15 protein-coding genes are annotated in these 17,404 nt (G+C 68.4%); all 15 read left to right on the forward strand.

Translation table 11 applies throughout. The features are described 5' to 3' along the window. Nucleotides 1-29: 29 nt before the first annotated feature. Nucleotides 30-3,638 carry a chromosome segregation protein SMC gene (gene smc / locus ACIGKQ_RS04430; protein ID WP_396572493.1) on the forward strand — a complete coding sequence of 1,203 codons (3,609 nt, stop codon included), beginning with the start codon at nucleotides 30-32 and terminating at the stop codon, nucleotides 3,636-3,638. A 45-nt stretch (nucleotides 3,639-3,683) separates the two neighbouring features. After that, on the forward strand, nucleotides 3,684-5,279 hold the full coding sequence (gene ftsY / locus ACIGKQ_RS04435; RefSeq protein WP_396572495.1) for a signal recognition particle-docking protein FtsY: 1,596 nt from the start codon (nucleotides 3,684-3,686) through the stop codon (nucleotides 5,277-5,279). A gap of 218 nt (nucleotides 5,280-5,497) precedes the next feature. Beyond that, on the forward strand, nucleotides 5,498-6,844 hold the full coding sequence (locus tag ACIGKQ_RS04440; protein ID WP_235722298.1) for an ammonium transporter: 1,347 nt from the start codon (nucleotides 5,498-5,500) through the stop codon (nucleotides 6,842-6,844). A gap of 49 nt (nucleotides 6,845-6,893) precedes the next feature. Then, on the forward strand, nucleotides 6,894-7,232 hold the full coding sequence (locus ACIGKQ_RS04445; RefSeq protein ID WP_004572306.1) for a P-II family nitrogen regulator: 339 nt from the start codon (nucleotides 6,894-6,896) through the stop codon (nucleotides 7,230-7,232). Between the two features lie 19 nt (nucleotides 7,233-7,251). Then, nucleotides 7,252-9,876, forward strand: coding sequence for a [protein-PII] uridylyltransferase (locus ACIGKQ_RS04450; protein WP_396572496.1), 2,625 nt, complete (start codon nucleotides 7,252-7,254; stop codon nucleotides 9,874-9,876). Nucleotides 9,877-9,947: 71 nt separating this feature from the next. Next, the gene (ffh, locus tag ACIGKQ_RS04455) at nucleotides 9,948-11,525 is read left to right on the forward strand and encodes a signal recognition particle protein (RefSeq protein ID WP_235722296.1); all 1,578 of its coding nucleotides are present in this window, start codon (nucleotides 9,948-9,950) and stop codon (nucleotides 11,523-11,525) included. A gap of 13 nt (nucleotides 11,526-11,538) precedes the next feature. Next, the gene (locus ACIGKQ_RS04460; protein WP_396572498.1) at nucleotides 11,539-12,633 is read left to right on the forward strand and encodes an amidohydrolase family protein; all 1,095 of its coding nucleotides are present in this window, start codon (nucleotides 11,539-11,541) and stop codon (nucleotides 12,631-12,633) included. A gap of 492 nt (nucleotides 12,634-13,125) precedes the next feature. Continuing rightward, entirely contained in the window at nucleotides 13,126-13,617 is a 492-nt protein-coding gene (gene rpsP, locus ACIGKQ_RS04465; protein ID WP_235722294.1) for a 30S ribosomal protein S16, read from the forward strand. After that, a complete protein-coding gene (locus tag ACIGKQ_RS04470) occupies nucleotides 13,614-13,856 on the forward strand; it encodes an RNA-binding protein (protein WP_235722293.1) in 243 nt (80 codons plus the stop codon). Before rpsP ends, ACIGKQ_RS04470 begins: the two co-directional genes overlap by 4 nt. 16 nt (nucleotides 13,857-13,872) lie before the next feature. Beyond that, entirely contained in the window at nucleotides 13,873-14,394 is a 522-nt protein-coding gene (rimM, locus tag ACIGKQ_RS04475) for a ribosome maturation factor RimM (RefSeq protein WP_235722292.1), read from the forward strand. Between the two features lie 2 nt (nucleotides 14,395-14,396). After that, nucleotides 14,397-15,098 carry a tRNA (guanosine(37)-N1)-methyltransferase TrmD gene (gene trmD, locus ACIGKQ_RS04480; RefSeq protein ID WP_235722291.1) on the forward strand — a complete coding sequence of 234 codons (702 nt, stop codon included), beginning with the start codon at nucleotides 14,397-14,399 and terminating at the stop codon, nucleotides 15,096-15,098. A 94-nt stretch (nucleotides 15,099-15,192) separates the two neighbouring features. Then, entirely contained in the window at nucleotides 15,193-15,525 is a 333-nt protein-coding gene (locus ACIGKQ_RS04485; protein WP_235722290.1) for a YbaB/EbfC family nucleoid-associated protein, read from the forward strand. 23 nt (nucleotides 15,526-15,548) lie between these two features. Next, a complete protein-coding gene (locus tag ACIGKQ_RS04490) occupies nucleotides 15,549-15,911 on the forward strand; it encodes a hypothetical protein (protein WP_287015627.1) in 363 nt (120 codons plus the stop codon). Beyond that, nucleotides 15,908-16,957, forward strand: coding sequence for a hypothetical protein (locus ACIGKQ_RS04495; protein ID WP_235722288.1), 1,050 nt, complete (start codon nucleotides 15,908-15,910; stop codon nucleotides 16,955-16,957). The genes ACIGKQ_RS04490 and ACIGKQ_RS04495 overlap by 4 nt, the downstream gene beginning before the upstream one ends. Next, the gene (locus ACIGKQ_RS04500; protein WP_235722287.1) at nucleotides 16,954-17,397 is read left to right on the forward strand and encodes a hypothetical protein; all 444 of its coding nucleotides are present in this window, start codon (nucleotides 16,954-16,956) and stop codon (nucleotides 17,395-17,397) included. The genes ACIGKQ_RS04495 and ACIGKQ_RS04500 overlap by 4 nt, the downstream gene beginning before the upstream one ends. Nucleotides 17,398-17,404 lie beyond the last annotated feature (7 nt).

Here is a 17,404-nt window from a genome sequence, read left to right on the forward strand (position 1 = left end):
CCGCGCGATGGTGAGTATTCTGTACCGTCGTGCACCTCAAGAGCCTGACCCTGAAGGGCTTCAAGTCGTTTGCGTCGTCCACGACGCTGCGCTTCGAGCCCGGCATCACCTGCGTGGTGGGCCCCAACGGGTCGGGCAAATCCAACGTCGTCGACGCCCTGACCTGGGTGATGGGCGAGCAAGGTGCCAAGGCCCTGCGCGGCGGCAAGATGGAAGACGTCATCTTCGCCGGCACCTCCGGTCGTCCGCCCCTGGGGCGTGCCGAGGTGACCCTCACCATCGACAACGCCGATGGGGCCCTGCCCATCGAGTACTCCGAGGTGTCGGTCACCCGGCGCATGTTCCGCGACGGCGCGGGTGAATACGAGATCAACGGCAACTCGTGCCGCCTGATGGACGTGCAGGAACTGCTCAGCGACTCCGGTATCGGCCGCGAGATGCACGTCATCGTCGGACAGGGCCGCCTCGCCGCGATCCTCGAGGCCCGGCCCGAGGAGCGTCGAGCGTTCATAGAGGAGGCCGCCGGCGTCCTCAAACACCGCAAACGCAAAGAGAAGGCGGTCCGCAAACTCGATTCGATGCAGGCCAACCTGGCGCGCCTGACCGACCTGACCGGCGAGCTGCGCCGCCAACTCAAGCCGTTGGGGCGTCAGGCCGAGGTCGCCCGCCGGGCGCAGACGGTGCAGGCCGACCTGCGTGACGCCCGGTTGCGGTTGGCCGCCGACGACCTGGTGACCCGGCGCGCCGAGATGGCCGAACACACCGCGGTGGAGGACGAGGTGCGGGCCCAGCAGGACGAGGTGACCGCACTGCTCGACCGGGCCACCGAGGAACTGGGTGAGCATGAACGTCATCTGGCCGAGGTCGCACCCGCCGCCACGGCGGCCGGCCAGACCTGGTTTCGGTTGTCGGCCCTGGCCGAACGCGTCGACGCCACTTCGCGCGTCGCGGCCGAGCGCACCCGCTATCTCAGCGAACCCGTCGCCACCAGCAGCGGCCCCGATCCCGAGGAACTCGACCGGCAGGCCGAGCAGGCCGCCGCCACGGAGTCCGAGCTCGGTGCGGCGGTGACCGCCGCCGCGGAGTATCTCGAGGCGACGCAGGAGGAACTGGCGCGCCACGAGGAGGCCGCAGCCGAGGCCGAACGCGCCCACATGGCCGCGGTGCGAGCCATCGCCGACCGGCGCGAAGGGCTGGCCCGACTCGAAGGTCAGGTCGACAACCTGCGCACCAGGTCGGAGTCGGTGGATGCCGAGGCGGCCCGATTGACGGCGGCCATCGCCGCGGCCAACGAACGTGCCGAGGCCGCGCAGGCCCGCCAGGACGCCACGGCCACCGTCCTGGGTGAATACGAGGCTGCCGAGCACGGGCTCGATGAACACCACGAACGTTCGGTCACCGCGCTGAATCTGGCCAACGAACGTGTTGCGTCGCTGCAGACCGAGCAGCGCGAGACCGAGCAGCGCATCGCATCGCTCACCGCGCGTATCGAGGCACTCGAACTCGGGTTGGAACGCAACGACGGCGGTGCCTGGCTGCTCGAGCACGCGCCCGACGGCCTGCTCGCGCCGATGTCGGAGCTGCTGACCGTGGACAACGGATACGAGACGGCGATCGCGGGAGCGCTGGGCAACGCGGTCGACGCCATCGCGACCGTGGATGCGCTCGCCGCTGTCAGCGCCCTTGCGGCACTGAAATCCGGCGACGGCGGGCGAGCCTCGCTGATCCTGGGGGGTCTGCCGAGCCAGCGCCCAACCCCCGACATCGAGCTGCCGGCCGGGGCGCGCTGGGCGGCGACGGTCGTGTCGTGTCCGGACTCGATCCGCGGCGCGGTGGAACTGGTGCTGGGGGACACCGTGGTGGTCGCCACCGCAGAGCAGGGCCTCGAGATCGCCCAGCGCCACCGACTGCGCACGGTCACCCGCGACGGCGACCGAATCGGCCCGGGATCGGTGGAAGGCGGGTCGTCGCACCGGCCGTCCACACTCGAGGTGCAGTCGTCGATCGACATCGCCGCCGAGGAATTGGTGGCGGCGCGCCGGCGGTCCGAGGAGATCGAGGCCGCGCTCGACGGCGCACTCGCCGAGCAGGTCACCCGGCGCGAATCCGCTGAGGAGGCGCTCGCGGCATTGCACGAGTCCGACGCCAACGTCGGCGGCACCTACGAGGAGATGGCGCGGCTGGGCCACGAGATCCGGGTCGCCCACGCGGAGGCCGACCGCCTCACCCGGCAACGCGCCAAGGCCGAAGAAGGCCGCAGCGAGATGGTCGAGAACCTGCGGCAACTCGAAGAGCGCCTCCGGTATGCCCGCGACGAATCGGAGACCGCGCCGGCCCAGGTGGGGGACGAGGAACCGAGAGCCGCGGCCGCCGAGGCCGTGGCCGCTGCCCGGGCGGCCGAGATGGAATCCCGGCTGCAGCTGCGCACCGCCGAGGAACGGTTGGCCTCGGTGCGTGGACGCGCCGATTCCTTGCGTCGGGCGGCCGTGCGCGAACGCGAGGCGCGGGTGCGGGCCGAACGCCAGGATCGGGCCCGACGTCAGGCAGCAGCCGTCGCCGAGGCCGTCGCGGCCGCGGCGCGCGACGTCTCGGACCGGCTGCAGGTGTCGGTGGCGGCCGCACAGTCCGGCCGGGACGAACTCGAACAGATGCGAATCGAACGCACCGCCGCTGTCGACGACCTGAAAGGCCAGGTCAACGACCTCACCGCGCAGCTGGGCAGCCTCAAGGACGCGGTTCATCGCGACGAGGTGGCCCGCGCGCAGGCGGCGCTGAGGATCGAACAGCTCGAGGAACAGATCCTGGAATCGTTCGCGATCGCACCCGACGATCTCATCGGCGAGTACGGCCCTGAGGTCCCGATGCCTCCGTCCGCCCTCGAGATGCAGGAGTACGAACAAGCCAAGGAACGCGGCGAGTCGGTGGTCGCGCCCGCACCGATGCCCTTCGATCGCAAGGCCCAGGAGGCGCGCGCGAAGAAAGCCCAGAAAGACCTGAACACGCTGGGGAAGGTGAATCCGCTCGCCCTCGAGGAGTTCGCCGCACTCGAAGAGCGCTACAACTTCCTGTCGGCTCAACTCGAGGACGTCAAGGCGGCGCGACGCGACCTGCTCGCGGTGGTCGACGAGGTGGATGCGCGCATCCTGCAGGTGTTCACCGAGGCCTACGCCGATGTGGAACGCGAGTTCACCGAGGTGTTCCGTACCCTGTTCCCCGGCGGTGAGGGACGCCTCGTACTCACCGAACCGGGAGACATGCTGACGACGGGTATCGAAGTGGAAGCACGGCCACCGGGCAAGAAGGTCAAACGTCTGTCGCTGCTGTCCGGCGGCGAGAAGTCGCTGACCGCCGTCGCGATGCTGGTGGCGATCTTTCGCGCCCGGCCCTCGCCCTTCTACGTCATGGACGAGGTGGAGGCGGCCCTCGACGACACCAACCTGCGTCGCCTGATCTCGTTGTTCGAGCAACTGCGCGAGCGCTCGCAGCTGATAGTCATCACCCATCAGAAGCCGACCATGGAGGTCGCCGACGCGCTGTACGGCGTGAGCATGCGTGGCGATGGGATCACCGCGGTGATCTCTCAGCGCCTGCGAGGTGTCGACATCCCGGTGAGTCAACAAACCCAGGCGCCCGGATAGTCGCGGCGTCCACCCGACCGACAACCAACGGAAAGCGAATCGCCAGTGAACACCCCCATCATCATCGGCATCGTCATCGCCGTCATCGTGCTCATCGCGCTCGTCGCGGGCGGGGTGGCGGTGTCGCGACGCCGGCGGATCTCGCTGTCGGACGACACCGGATCGCAGGGTGCGGTCGACGGCACGACCCGTCAGGTCGACAAATCGGGCGGATACAAGGCCGGGTCGGGATTCAGCTTCAGCCAGGGTGGCGCGGGCGGGGTCGGGCTCGCCGAGCCGCCGGAGCCGACGACTCCGGCCGCTCCCGCGGCACCGACAGGCACCGGCCCCGCGGCGCCGGAGGCGCCGACCGAGCGCACCGAGGTCGATGGGCAGCCCGGTGTCGGCGACGACGCATCGGTACCGCGGGACTCCGCCCAGCGCGGAATCCAGGACGTCGCGCTGCCGGCCGAGGACACCGTGGTCGACGACGCGGCCGGCGCTGACACGGGGGTCGAGGACACCGTCGCGCACAGCCCCGAGGCCGCAGCCGCGACGCCCGAGACTGTCGAGGCGCCCGAGGATATCGAGGTTCCCGAGTCGCCTGCCGAGCTGTTCGAGGCGCCGGCGCCGGACACCGACGCCGCGCCCGACACCATCCCGGTCGATACGGAACCCGACACCGCACCGCCTGCCGAAGCCGCGCCGGGCGTGGCATCGAGCACCGCCCCGGTCGAGGAGATCGCGCCCACCGCCGGACGCCTCGGACGACTACGTGGCCGGCTCTCGCGGTCGCAAGGCGCCATCGGCAAGAGCATGCTCGGACTGCTCGGTGCCGGCGACCTCGACGAGGACAGCTGGGAGGAGATCGAGGACACGCTGCTGATGGCCGACCTCGGCACCACCGCGACGATGGCCGTCGTCGAGCGTCTGCGCACCGAACTCGCCGCCAACAACGTGCGCACCGCCGACGAGGCGCGCGCGACACTGCGCCGGGTCCTTGTCGACCAGCTCTGGCCCGAACTCGATCGATCGGTGCGGGCGCTGCCGCATGCGGGTGGACCGGCCGTCATCCTCGTCGTCGGGGTCAACGGCACCGGCAAGACCACCACCACCGGCAAACTCGCCCGAGTGCTCGTGGCCGACGGCCGCCGGGTGCTGCTCGGCGCCGCCGACACCTTCCGCGCCGCGGCCGCCGACCAGCTGCAGACCTGGGGTGAGCGGGTCGGTGCCGACGTCGTGCGCGGCAAGGAACAGGCCGATCCGGCGTCGGTGGCCTTCGACGCCGTCGCCAAGGGCATCGACACCGGCGTCGACGTGGTCATGATCGACACCGCCGGTCGACTGCACACCAAGACCGGGCTGATGGACGAACTCGGCAAGGTCAAGCGCGTCGTCGAGAAGAAGGCGCCGGTCGACGAGGTGTTGCTGGTGCTCGACGCGACCGTCGGGCAGAACGGGCTCACCCAAGCCCGGGTGTTCGCCGAGGTGGTCGACATCTCGGGCGTGGTGTTGACCAAACTCGACGGCACCGCAAAGGGGGGCATCGTCTTCCACGTCCAGGAGGAGCTCGGTGTGCCGGTGAAACTGGTCGGCCTCGGCGAGGGCGCCGACGACCTCGCGCCGTTCGAGCCGGAGGCCTTCGTCGACGCTTTGCTGTAGTCACAGTCGCGATCCGACAACACAAAAGCGGCGTCGGACATCCTTCGGCGAGGCTGAGAAGCAGCTGAAGCGCGACCAGGGCCGTTACGCGCACGAAATATAAAACGTTCACGGGTTCACACGCCCGAAACCTCAGGGCACCACAGCTGAAACCGTCTGCCGACAGAGTCTCTGTGCAGGCGTCGAGCCGTCGGCGCACTTGAGGGAGGTTTCACAAAGTGGTTTTGGCACTGCCAGAAGAAGTTTTTGGCGAAGTCAACCCCGGTGATACGGCGTGGATGCTCGCCGCAGCGGGTTTGGTGTTGCTGATGACGCCCGGACTCGCCTTTTTCTACGGGGGGCTGGCTCGGGGCAAGTCTGTCCTGAACATGATGATGATGTCGTTCGGCTCGCTGGCCACGGTCAGCGTGGTCTACGTGTTGTGGGGATTCTCGATGTCGTTCTCCGACGGCATCACCGGCAACAGTGACATCGCCGGCATCTTCGCCAATCCGTTCGCGCTGTTCGGTTCCGACCAACTGACGGCCACCGCGGGTACCGAGGACGCGACGACGTACGTGACCGCCGGAATGAGCATCCCGGCCATCGTGTTCCTGGGCTTCCAGCTGACCTTCGCGGTCATCACCGTCGCCCTGATCAGCGGCGCGCTCGCCGAACGCGTGAAGTTCTCGACCTGGCTGATCTTCACCGTGCTCTGGTCGACGATCGTCTACTTCCCGCTCTCGCACATGGTGTGGGGCGGTCTCGTCGGGGGCGGCGGCATCATGGGCGGCGGCGAAGACGGTTTCGCTGCTTGGATGTTCGGCAGCACCGACGGTGAGGCCAACGTGGCGCCGATCGACTTCGCCGGTGGCACCGTGGTTCACATCAACGCCGGTATGGCCGCGTTGGTCCTGGCCCTGATCGTCGGCGCTCGCTCCGGCTTCGGCCGTACCGCCTACCGTCCGCACAACATCCCGTTCGTGATGCTCGGCGCAGCGCTGCTGTGGTTCGGCTGGTTCGGCTTCAACGCCGGTTCGGAACTGGCCGCCGACATGACCGCCGGCCTGGTGTGGGTCAACACGACCGCCGCCACCGCCGCAGCGATCATCGGCTGGCTTGCGGTGGAAATCATCCGCGACAAGCACGCCACCAGCGTGGGCGCCGCGTCCGGTATCGTCGCCGGTCTGGTCGCGATCACCCCGGCCTGTGGCTCGCTGACCCCGGTCGGCTCGCTGATCCTCGGCGTCATCGCCGGTGCACTGGCGGCCCTCGCCATCGGTCTGAAGAACAAGTTCGGCTACGACGACTCGCTCGACGTGGTCGGCGTGCACCTCGTCGCCGGCCTGTGGGGCACCGTCGGTGTGGGCCTGCTCGCCAAGGACGTCGGCCTGTTCTGGGGCGGCGACTACAAACAGGTCGTCGTGCAGATCGTCATCGCGGCCTTCGCGCTCGTCTTCACCGGTGTCCTCACCACTATCATCGCCCTCGCGCTCAAACCACTCGGCTGGAAGATCGGCCAGGAGGACGAGCACAACGGCATCGACGAGGCAGAACATGCGGAGACGGCCTATGAACTGGCATGAATCCCTGCACTTTCGCCTATACGCTGATTCCTGTGGAGAGGGATAACTGATGAAGCTGATCACCGCAATCGTGAAGCCGTTCACGCTCGAGGACGTCAAAGCAGGACTCGAGCAGGCCGGAATCCTGGGTATGACCGTCAGTGAGGTCCAGGGATACGGCCGCCAGAAGGGCCACACCGAGGTCTATCGCGGCGCCGAGTACTCGGTGGACTTCGTTCCCAAGGTCCGCGTCGAGGTGGTCGTGGACGACGCCGCCGTCGACAAGGTCGTCGACGTGATCGTCGAGGCGGCGCGCACGGGCAAGATCGGGGACGGAAAGGTGTGGGTCTCGCCGGTCGAATCGGTTGTCCGAGTTCGGACCGGGGAGCGCGGCGGCGACGCGCTCTGATCCGGGGCAACCCGCCCCTTTGAAAAAGACTCACGACCCCGCGTCTGACGACTCAGGCGCGGGGTCGTGTCCATCACGAAGGAAGTGTAAGAACTCCGTGGCAGCAACAGATCTCGCGGCGACCCGTCGGCAACTCCTGCAGTCGGGGCAGGCGGGCAAGCTCGACGCCCCCGGCCTGCGACAGGTGCTTGTCGATCTCCACGAGTTCTGGCTGACCAGCAAGGGAGCCGAGCTCGGTGTGCGCCCACAGAGTGGGTATGCCATCGTCGCCGTCGGCGGACTCGGCCGCGGAGAGCTGTTGCCCTTCTCCGATCTCGATCTGATCCTGCTGCACGACGGAATGCCGCACGACGAGGTCGCCGAGGTGGCCGACGGGCTCTGGTATCCGTTGTGGGACGCCAACATTGCGCTCGACCACAGTGTGCGAACGGTGCCACAGGCGTTGCAGGTGGCGGCCGAAGACGTCAGCGCCGCAATGGGGTTGCTCGAGGCCCGGCACATCGCCGGCGATGAGGACCTGTCCAATCTGTTGATCAGTGGGGTCCGCCAGCAGTGGCGCACCGAGATCCGCGATCGGTTCCCGGCCGTGGTGTCACATGCGCAGGACCGGTGGCGACGAGCCGGTGACATCGCGCACCGCGCGGAGCCCGACCTGAAGAACGGCCGGGGCGGTCTGCGTGATGTGCAACTGCTGGGGGCGCTGGCGATCGCCCAACTCACCGACGGCATGGCCAGTCTGCGCCCGGATTCGCCGGGCGCAGGGCCGCAGGTGGCGTATGCGCGTTTGCTGGACATCCGCACCGAGCTGCACCGCATTGCCGGACGACCGCGCGAACAGGTGCGTGCCCAGGATGCCGACGAGATCGGTGCGGCGCTGCGGATCGGTGACCGTTTCGATCTCGCCCGGGTGATCAGCGATGCCGCCCGCACCATCAGCTACTCCATCGACGTCGGTTTGCGCACCGCGGGTAACGCTTTGCCGCGCCGTGGATTGGCGAAACTACGGCGGTCGCCGATACGACGGCCCCTGGACGAAGGGGTGGTGGAGCACAACGGGGAAATCGTGTTGGCGCGCAACGCGATCCCGAGTAAAGACCCCGGTCTGATCCTGCGTGTCGCGTCGGCATCGGCGCGCACGGGTCTGCCGATCAGCGCGTCGACACTGAGCCGACTGGCCGACTACGCGCCGGAACTGCGTGAACCGTGGCCGGCCGAAGCACTCAGCGATCTGCTGGTGTTGCTCGGTGCCGGACACCACATGGTCGACCCGATCGAGGCCCTCGACCGCACCGGGTTGTGGGGTCGATTGCTGCCCGAATGGGGTGCGGTCCGAGACCTTCCCCCGCGGGATGCGATTCACACCTGGACCGTGGACCGGCATCTGGTGGAGACGGCCGCCCATGCCGGGTCGATGACCACGCGGGTGTCGCGGCCCGATCTGCTGGTGCTCGGTGCGCTACTGCACGACATCGGCAAGGGCCGCGGGGCCGACCACAGCATCGTCGGCGCCGACCTCGCGATCCAGATCGGTAACCGGTTCGGGCTGTGGCCGCAGGATGTCACGGTGCTCTCGGAGATGGTGCGACATCACCTGCTGCTCCCGAGCATCGCCACCCGACGTGATCTGGACGACCCGGCCACCGCCGAATTCGTGGCGGAGACACTCGGATACAACCGGGCGCTGCTCGAATTGCTGTCCGCGTTGGCCGAGGCCGACTCGCTGGCCACCGGCCCCGGTGTGTGGGGGGAGTGGAAGGCGTCGTTGATCAACGACCTCGTTCGTCGGGCGTTTCGCCTCATCGACGGTGACGAACTCGCCCGCCCCGATGCGCTCACCTCCGAACAGATCGCTCTCGCCGAGGCGGGCGGCTTCTCGGTCGACATCGAGCAGGCCGACGGACCGCACACCTTCCGCATCACGATGGTCGCCCCGGATGCGACGGGCCTGCTGTCGAAGATGGCCGGCGTGTTGAGTCTGAACGGGTTGCGGTCGCACTCGGCGACCGTGCAGAGCCATGCGGGCAGCGCGGTCAACACCTTCGTGGTGGTGCCGCTGTTCGGCAGTCCACCCGAGGCCGGGCTGATCCGTCAACAACTGATGGCGGCGGTGGACGGCAAGATCGATGTGCTGGCCCGTCTCGACGCCCGCGAGACCGAGTCGCCGATCCCGACGATCGGTTCGGTGTCGGCACCGGGCGCCGCGACGTCGGCCGGCAGCACCGATCCGGCCGTCGACGGTGCCGGGCACCCCAAGAACGCGGTGCCCGCATTGTTCGCCGTCGCGCCGCCGCGGGTGCTGTGGGTGCACCACGATGCCGAGGCGACGGGACCCGATCCGGGCCCCGATCCCGGCGAGGTGATCCTCGAGCTGCGCACCGACGACAGACTGGGGTTGTTGAGTCGGGTCAGCTCGGTCATCGAACGCCACGGCGCGCAGGTCCGCTGGGCCAAGGTCACCACGTTGGGCAGCACCGTGGTCGACACGTTCTGCCTGCACCTCGCCGATGACGGCGAAGCCGCCCGCACCGCCCTCGCCGACGACGTGCTCGCCGTGTGCCCACCGCCCCAACCGCGTTCCGACGACGACGGAAACGGTCCCGACGCCTATGGTGGTACCGCCCGGTCCGGGGTGCCCATCAGCTGACGCGCGACCGCCAGGCAAAGAGTCGGGGCCACACCCGGAGTGCCGCATGACGAGCATGGAAGACTAGAAGAATGTTCGATTCGCTTTCCGATCGGTTGGGCAGTGCGCTCAAGGACCTGCGCGGCAAAGGACGGCTGTCCGACGCCGACATCGACCGCACCTGCCGGGAGATCCGGCTGGCGTTGCTGGAGGCCGACGTCTCGCTGCCGGTGGTGCGCGGTTTCATCGCGAAGGTCAAGGAACGTGCCAAGGGCGCGGAGGTGTCCGGAGCGCTGAATCCGGCGCAGCAGGTCGTCAAGATCGTCAACGACGAACTCGTCGGCATCCTCGGTGGGGAGACCCGTCGGATCGAGTATGCGAAGAAGCCGCCGACGGTGATCATGCTCGCCGGCCTGCAGGGTGCCGGTAAGACCACGTTGGCCGGCAAGCTCGGCAACTGGCTCAAGAAGCAGGGGCATCAGCCGTTGCTGGTGGCCTGCGACCTGCAGCGGCCCGGGGCGGTCTCGCAGCTGCAGATCGTCGGCGAACGTGCCGGCGTCAAAGTGTTCGCACCGGACCCCGGTACCAGCATCGGACAGACCGGTGAGCTGGGCACGGTCAGTTCCGGTGATCCTGTCGCGGTGGCTCGTGATGGTGTGGCCGAGGCGACGGCGCAGCACTACGACGTGGTCGTCATCGACACCGCAGGTCGACTCGGTATCGACGAGGAGCTGATGCGGCAGGCCTCCGACATCCGGGAGGCCACCGAACCCGACGAGGTCCTGTTCGTCGTCGACGCCATGATCGGTCAGGACGCCGTCAGCACCGCCGAGGCATTCCAGGACGGCGTCGGCTTCACCGGCGTGGTGCTCACCAAACTCGACGGCGACGCCCGCGGCGGTGCGGCGCTGTCGGTGCGCGAGGTCACCGGGCGCCCGATCATGTTCGCGTCGTCGGGGGAGAAGCTCGACGACTTCGACGTCTTCCACCCCGACCGGATGGCCAGTCGCATCCTGGGCATGGGCGATGTGCTGTCGCTCATCGAGCAGGCCGAACAGCACTGGGATGCCCAGCAGGCCGAGGCCGCGGCCGCCAAGATCACCCAGGGTGAACTCACCCTCGAGGACTTCCTCGACCAGATGCTGATGATCCGCAAAATGGGGCCGATCGGCAACATCTTGGGCATGTTGCCGGGCGCCGGGCAGATGAAGGACGCGCTCTCACAGGTCGACGACAAGCAGCTCGATCGGGTGCAGGCGATCATCCGCGGTATGACGCCTGCCGAGCGCGACAACCCGAAGATCATCAACGCCTCCCGGCGGCTGCGCATCGCCAATGGCTCCGGCGTCACGGTCAGCGAGGTCAACCAACTCGTGGACCGCTTCTTCGAGGCCCGCAAGATGATGGCGCAGATGTCCGGCCGGATGGGAATGGGCGTCGGTGGCGGCCGTAAGAACAACCGCAAGAAGGGCAAGGGCAAGAAGGGCAAGGGCAAGAGTCGGGGGCCCACACCGCCGAAGGTGCGGGGTGGATTCCCCGGGATGGCCGGGATGCCCGGGATGCCGGGCGGGTTCCCCGATCTGTCCAACATGCCGGCGGGTCTCGACGAACTGCCGCCGGGGCTCGAAGGCATCGACGTCTCACAGTTCCAGAACCCGAAGAAGAAGTGACGAGGCCGCCGACGTGACCGAAGCCGTGCCCGACCGCGACATTCGTCACTACCGCGGCATCGACCCGTTCACCGATGAACAGATCGACCTGTGGGTCGTCGACGGGTTCATCACCCGGGAGCCGGTGCGCGGCGCCGAGACGGCTGCCGACGGTGGCTGGATCATCCCGGGTCTGGTGGATGCGCACAACCATGTCGGCATCGCACCGGGACTCGGCGTGACCATCGAGCAGGCCCGCCGGTATGCGCATGCCGACGTGCGGGCGGGCACCCTGCTGATCCGCGAGGTCGGTTCCCCGCTGGACACCCATCCGCTCGATGGTGACTCGAGTTGCCCCCGGTTCATCCGGTCCGGCAAGCACATCGCTCGGCCCAAGCGGTACCTGCGCGACTACGGTGTGGACCTCGAGAACCCCGACGATCTGGCCGCCGAGGTCACCCGGCAGGCCCGCGACGGCGACGGCTGGGTCAAGCTGGTCGGCGACTGGATCGACCGGGAGGTCGGCGACCTCGCCCCGCTGTGGACCAGAGCGCAACTCGACGCCGCCGTCGCCGCGGCCCACGCCGAGGGCGCGCGCATCACGGCGCATGTGTTCGGGGCCGATGCCCTGCCCGATCTGATCGCCGCCGGTGTGGACTGCATCGAGCACGGTACGGGGCTGACCACCGATCTGATGGATGCGATGGTGGAGCGATCGATCGCGTTGGTCCCGACGCTGATCCAGGTGGAGAACTTTCCGGGTATCGCCGACGGCGCCGACCGGTTTCCCACCTACCAGGCCAACATGCGCAAGCTCTACGACAATGCCGGTGCGGTGTTCGCCGCCGCGCGAGAGGCGGATGTCGCGATGTTCGCGGGCACCGACGCCGGCGGCTTCGTCGAGCACGGTCGGATCGTCGACGAGATCGACGCGATGGCCGCGGTCGGCTTCGGTGCGCGCGATGCGTTGTACGCGGCATCGGTCGCGCCTCGACGCTGGTTGGGTGCTGGGGTGCTCGAAGAAGGCGACCCGGCCGACTTCCTGGTGCTCGCCGAGGATCCCCGCGTCGACCTGACCACGCTGCGACGGCCCACCGAGATCGTTTGCTCGGGGCTAACTGTCCACTAGCGGTAGCTCACAGCAATCGCAGGTCGCAGCCTTTGGTGTGACGTATTCGTGTGAGGTAATGCACTCGGTGTGAGCTGGTGGTGCTAACTTACCGGCTGGTAAAGTAATCGCTGCGCAGCAGGGTTCGCGACGCCGGAGCCCGCATTCGGTTCGACGGTTCGGGTAACGGTCGGGGGAGGCCGCCGAGTCGACCGAGGTGCGAAAAAGCTCAGCGATCGTTTGCGTGACATGTGGTTACCTTCAGCGGGGTGGGTAACCACATGTCGGACCCCACCGACAGACTCCACCGCTACCCCGTGAATCGCACCCGTGTCAGTGGTGCGGCTTTGGCCCGTGATTTCCGATCCGGCCCGCTCATCTGGCAGAATTGCACGTCGGTTCGCCGGAACCGGTTACGTACCGACCGGCGGTCACACCGAAACAGAACGCAAAACCGGGTCCGTCGCTCCGGGCGGGCCGCTGAATTGCGCAGTGACCACTGAAAGAGAAGACATGGCTGTCAAGATCAAGCTCACGCGGCTCGGCAAGATCCGCAACCCGCAATACCGCATCGTCGTCGCCGACTCTCGGACCCGCCGCAACGGCCGGGCGATCGAGACCATCGGCAAGTACCACCCGAAGGAAGAGCCGAGCCTGATCGAGGTCGACTCCGAGCGCGCCCAGTACTGGCTCGGCGTCGGCGCCCAGCCGACCGAACCGGTCGAGGCCATCCTCAAGGTCACCGGTGATTGGCAGAAGTTCAAGGGCCTGCCGGGCGCCGAGGGCACCCTGAAGACCAAGGAGCCGAAGGCGTCGAAGCTGGATCTGTTCAACGCTGCGCTCGCCGCCGCGGACAGCGAGCCGGTCGCCGATGCCACCACTCCCAAGAAGAAGGCCGCCAAGAAGGCCGACGCCGACACCGCGGCCGCAGAGGCGCGCCCGGCCGAGGCGCCTGCCGACCAGGCTCCGGCCGACCAGGTCCCGGCCGCTCAGGGTGACGCGTGAGCGCTGTCGTCGCCGACGCGGTCGAGCATCTCGTCCGTGGCATCGTTGCCAACCCTGACGACGTCCGTGTCGAAATGATCACCGGGCGTCGTGGCCGGCTGGTCGAGGTACACGTCAATCCCGAGGATCTCGGCAAGGTGATCGGCCGCAATGGTCGCACCGCTACCGCCCTGCGCACTCTCGTCGGCGGCATCGGTGGCCGCGGGATGCGTGTGGACATCGTCGACACCGACCGCTGATCGACACTTCTGCGCGATGGATCTCGTGATCGGCCGCGTGGCCAAATCGCACGGAGTGCGCGGCGAGATCGTCGTCGACATCCGCACCGATGATCCGACGGCACGATTCGCTCCCGGCACTGTTCTGCGTGGACTGCTGTCGCGCGGGGGTGGCGAGCAGAATTTCACCGTGACAGCCGCCCGGCACCATGCCGGGCGGCTGTTGCTGTCGGTGGCGGAGGCATCCGACCGCACTGCTGCCGATGCGCTGCGCGGGGTGCTGTTCGTGATCGACAGTTCCGAGGTCGATTCCGGGGATGATCCCGATGAGTTCTACGACCACGAGATCGAGGGCTTGCCCGTCACGACCGTCGACGGCGTCGAGGTCGGTGTGCTCGCCTCCGTCCTGCACCTGCCGGGCAGCGATGTGCTAGCCGTGCGGACTCCGGACGATCGCGAGGTGCTGGTGCCCTTCGTCCGCGAGATCGTGCCGTCGGTGACGACGGACGGCATCACGATCGATCCGCCGCCGGGCCTGATCGACGACCCCGAAGGATGACGATGCGGATCGACGTCGTCTCCATTTTCCCCGACTACCTCGACCCGTTGCGCGTTGCGCTACTGGGCAAGGCCATCGAGGCCGGCCGTATCAGTGTCGATGTGCACGACCTGCGTGAATGGACCCACGACGTCCACCGCAGTGTCGATGATTCGCCGTACGGCGGCGGTCCCGGCATGGTGATGAAGCCGCAGGTGTGGGGACCGTGTCTCGACGACGTGTGCCCCGACGCCGCGCTGCTGGTGGTGCCGACACCGGCCGGCGTGCCCTTCACCCAGGACACGGCCGAGCGTTGGAGTCGCGAACGCCACCTCGTGTTCGCCTGCGGGCGCTATGAGGGTATCGACCAACGGGTCTTTGCCGACGCGGCCCGCCGGGTGCGCGTCGAAGAGGTGTCGCTGGGGGATTTCGTTCTGATCGGCGGTGAGGTGGCGGCCATGGCGATGATCGAGGCCACCGTCCGGCTGCTCGACGGAGTGCTGGGCAATCCTCGTTCGCACCAAGAGGATTCGTTTTCCGACGGTCTACTCGAAGGCCCGAGCTACACCCGGCCGGTGTCGTGGCGTGGCCTGGATGTCCCCGAGGTGCTGCTCAGCGGGGACCACGCCAAAGTGGCGGCGTGGCGTCGCGAACAGGCGCTCGAACGCACCCGGGAACGGCGTCCCGACCTGCTGCCCGCCGAGGACGGAACCGACGGCCGGTGAGGCGCCGGACGGTCGACACACGGCGCAGAGTGCGACGGCGGTTCTCGCCCCGTCGATGCTGCCGATACGATCGATCGCACCGGGGAGGGGGCTCATGTCTGATCGATGGTCGGCCATGCTCGACGAACTCGAACGTCAGCGTGCCGAGTTGAGCCGTGTGAGCGAGGCGGTCGCACGGGTGACGGCGCACGCGACGAGCGCCGACAAGTTGGTGTCGGTCACCGTCGACGCCCGCGGGCTGTTGGTGGATCTGAGCATCGATCCGCGCGCCATGCGTCGGTACCGGGCCGAGCAATTGTCGGCGCAGATCACCTCGCTCGTCAGTGAGGCCGACCAGCGTCTGCACGATCAGCGGAACCAGATCCTGTCCGCGGCCGTCCAACCATCACCGGGCTATGCCGAGATCGGCGAGGATCGTCGGCGATGAATGCGACAGACGGGGGAGCAGACATGACCGAGGCAGCAGACATGACCGAGGCAACGGCCGCGGGATTCGGCGGTAACCGGCTTCACGCCGACCTCACGGAGCTGACCGAGTTGGCCGAGCAGGTGGGCGCTGTCCACCGGGACGTCGACCGTCTGCTGGATGAGCTCGATGCGGTGCTCGGGGATGCCGATGCCGCGATCGGCGTCGACGAGGGCGCACGGGCGTTTCGCTCCGGCTTCGCACCGCGGGCCCACGAGATCCGGGGGGCGGCCGCATCGGCGGCCGCCGAGCTGGAACGTCACCGAAATTTGATCCGCCGCGGCATCGGTGAACTCGACGCCGCCGATCACGATGTCGCGCTGAGGCTCACCAAGGAATCCCGGTGACCGTCGGGGTCGTAGCGCTCCCGGTACCGCCGGAGATCCGGGCGCTGGCCGACGAACTCGCCCCCGGTCGGTGGCCGACCGCCGACGTGGCGACGCTGTACGAGTCCGCAGCACGCTGCCGCCGGTTGGCAACCCGGCTCGCCGCCGTCGTGGCCGAACTGGATGCAGCCCATCGGCGAGGCTCGGGCGGGTCCGGACAGTTCCGGGAAGGGCTCGACGCGGGGTATCGGGACATCGTGGCCTCCTCGGACTCCGCGCTCGCCCGCACCGCCGAGCGCCTGCAGTCTGCCGCCGACTCGCTGGAGCGTTACGCGGCAGCCACGGTCACCACGCACAACGACATGACGGTGATCGCATCGGTCGCCGATCGTGAACGGTTGCGCGGGGACCTGATGGCGTCACTCGGCGACGATTCCGCGCGAGTGGTGGCGGCCGGTGCCGGGCGGATGGCGCTGACCGCGGCGGGCGACGATTACACCGACCAGGCGACCGATGCCGGCCGTCACGGTGGGGATCACCCGCCCGCCGCCACCAGCGGCATGATGCCGTTCTCCGCGCTGGGGCCGATCGCCGCTGGGGCCGGGGTGCTCGCGGGGTCACACGCCGCCGCGGCCGGCGCCGAGTCCTCGGAGATGAGCGTGACCGATGCCGAATGGTTGCAGCGACGCGCAGCGGCACTGCAATCGGCGCTACCGGCGTCGGTGACCGGTTCGGTTCGGATGGCGGTCGGCGTCGGCCGCGGTCCCGACGGAGCCCGCACACTCGTCGTCGGTACTGACGAGTGCTATCCCTACGAGCGCGACGGAGTCGGCATCGGCGCGGCCGAGACTCTGGTCGGTGACGGGCAGGCCGCCGAGCTCGCCATCGTCGACCACATGGCCCGCCACGGCATCCGGTGCCAGGCGATCGCCGCCGCGACCCCCATGGATGCTGCGACCGTGGCGTCCCTGGCCGACACGGACACCCAACTGTTCGCACCAGACGCGCATGGCTCCGACGACGTCGGATCGGACTTCGCCGACGATTCGCAGCTGGACCAACCGTGAGTCACCGCGTCGACCGCCTGGACGCGGGACTTGCCGACCTGGTGGATCGCGTCGGAGCCGACGACCTCTCACCGTGCTTGTATTCTCTGGCCATCACGGTGATGTCGGCCGTCGATACGGGCGACGACACCGAGGTGACCGCGGCTCTCACCGAACTCAAGGAACGCGGGTCGGTGGCGCCGAGCAGTGCGCTCCAGATCAACAGCCTGCTCTCGCAGTACGAGCAACGTGCCTTCGCCGCACGGCGGCGAGGGGACCAGGCGGCGCGGGAGCGAGCGTTCTTCCAGGCGCGGGCGCTCAACTGCGTCGCGCACGTGATCGGTGCGGATCGGGGTGGTCGACCCGCTCGTGATCGGCTGCGCGATGCCACCTACGAGGCGGCTGTGGCCTGCCGCGGTCCGGCCGCCGTGCGCAGCGTGCTGATCCGCTATGCGGGCTAGCCTGGGC

It is taken from the genome of Gordonia sp. NPDC062954, assembly GCF_044543825.1.
GTDB classification, from domain to species: domain Bacteria; phylum Actinomycetota; class Actinomycetes; order Mycobacteriales; family Mycobacteriaceae; genus Gordonia; species Gordonia tangerina.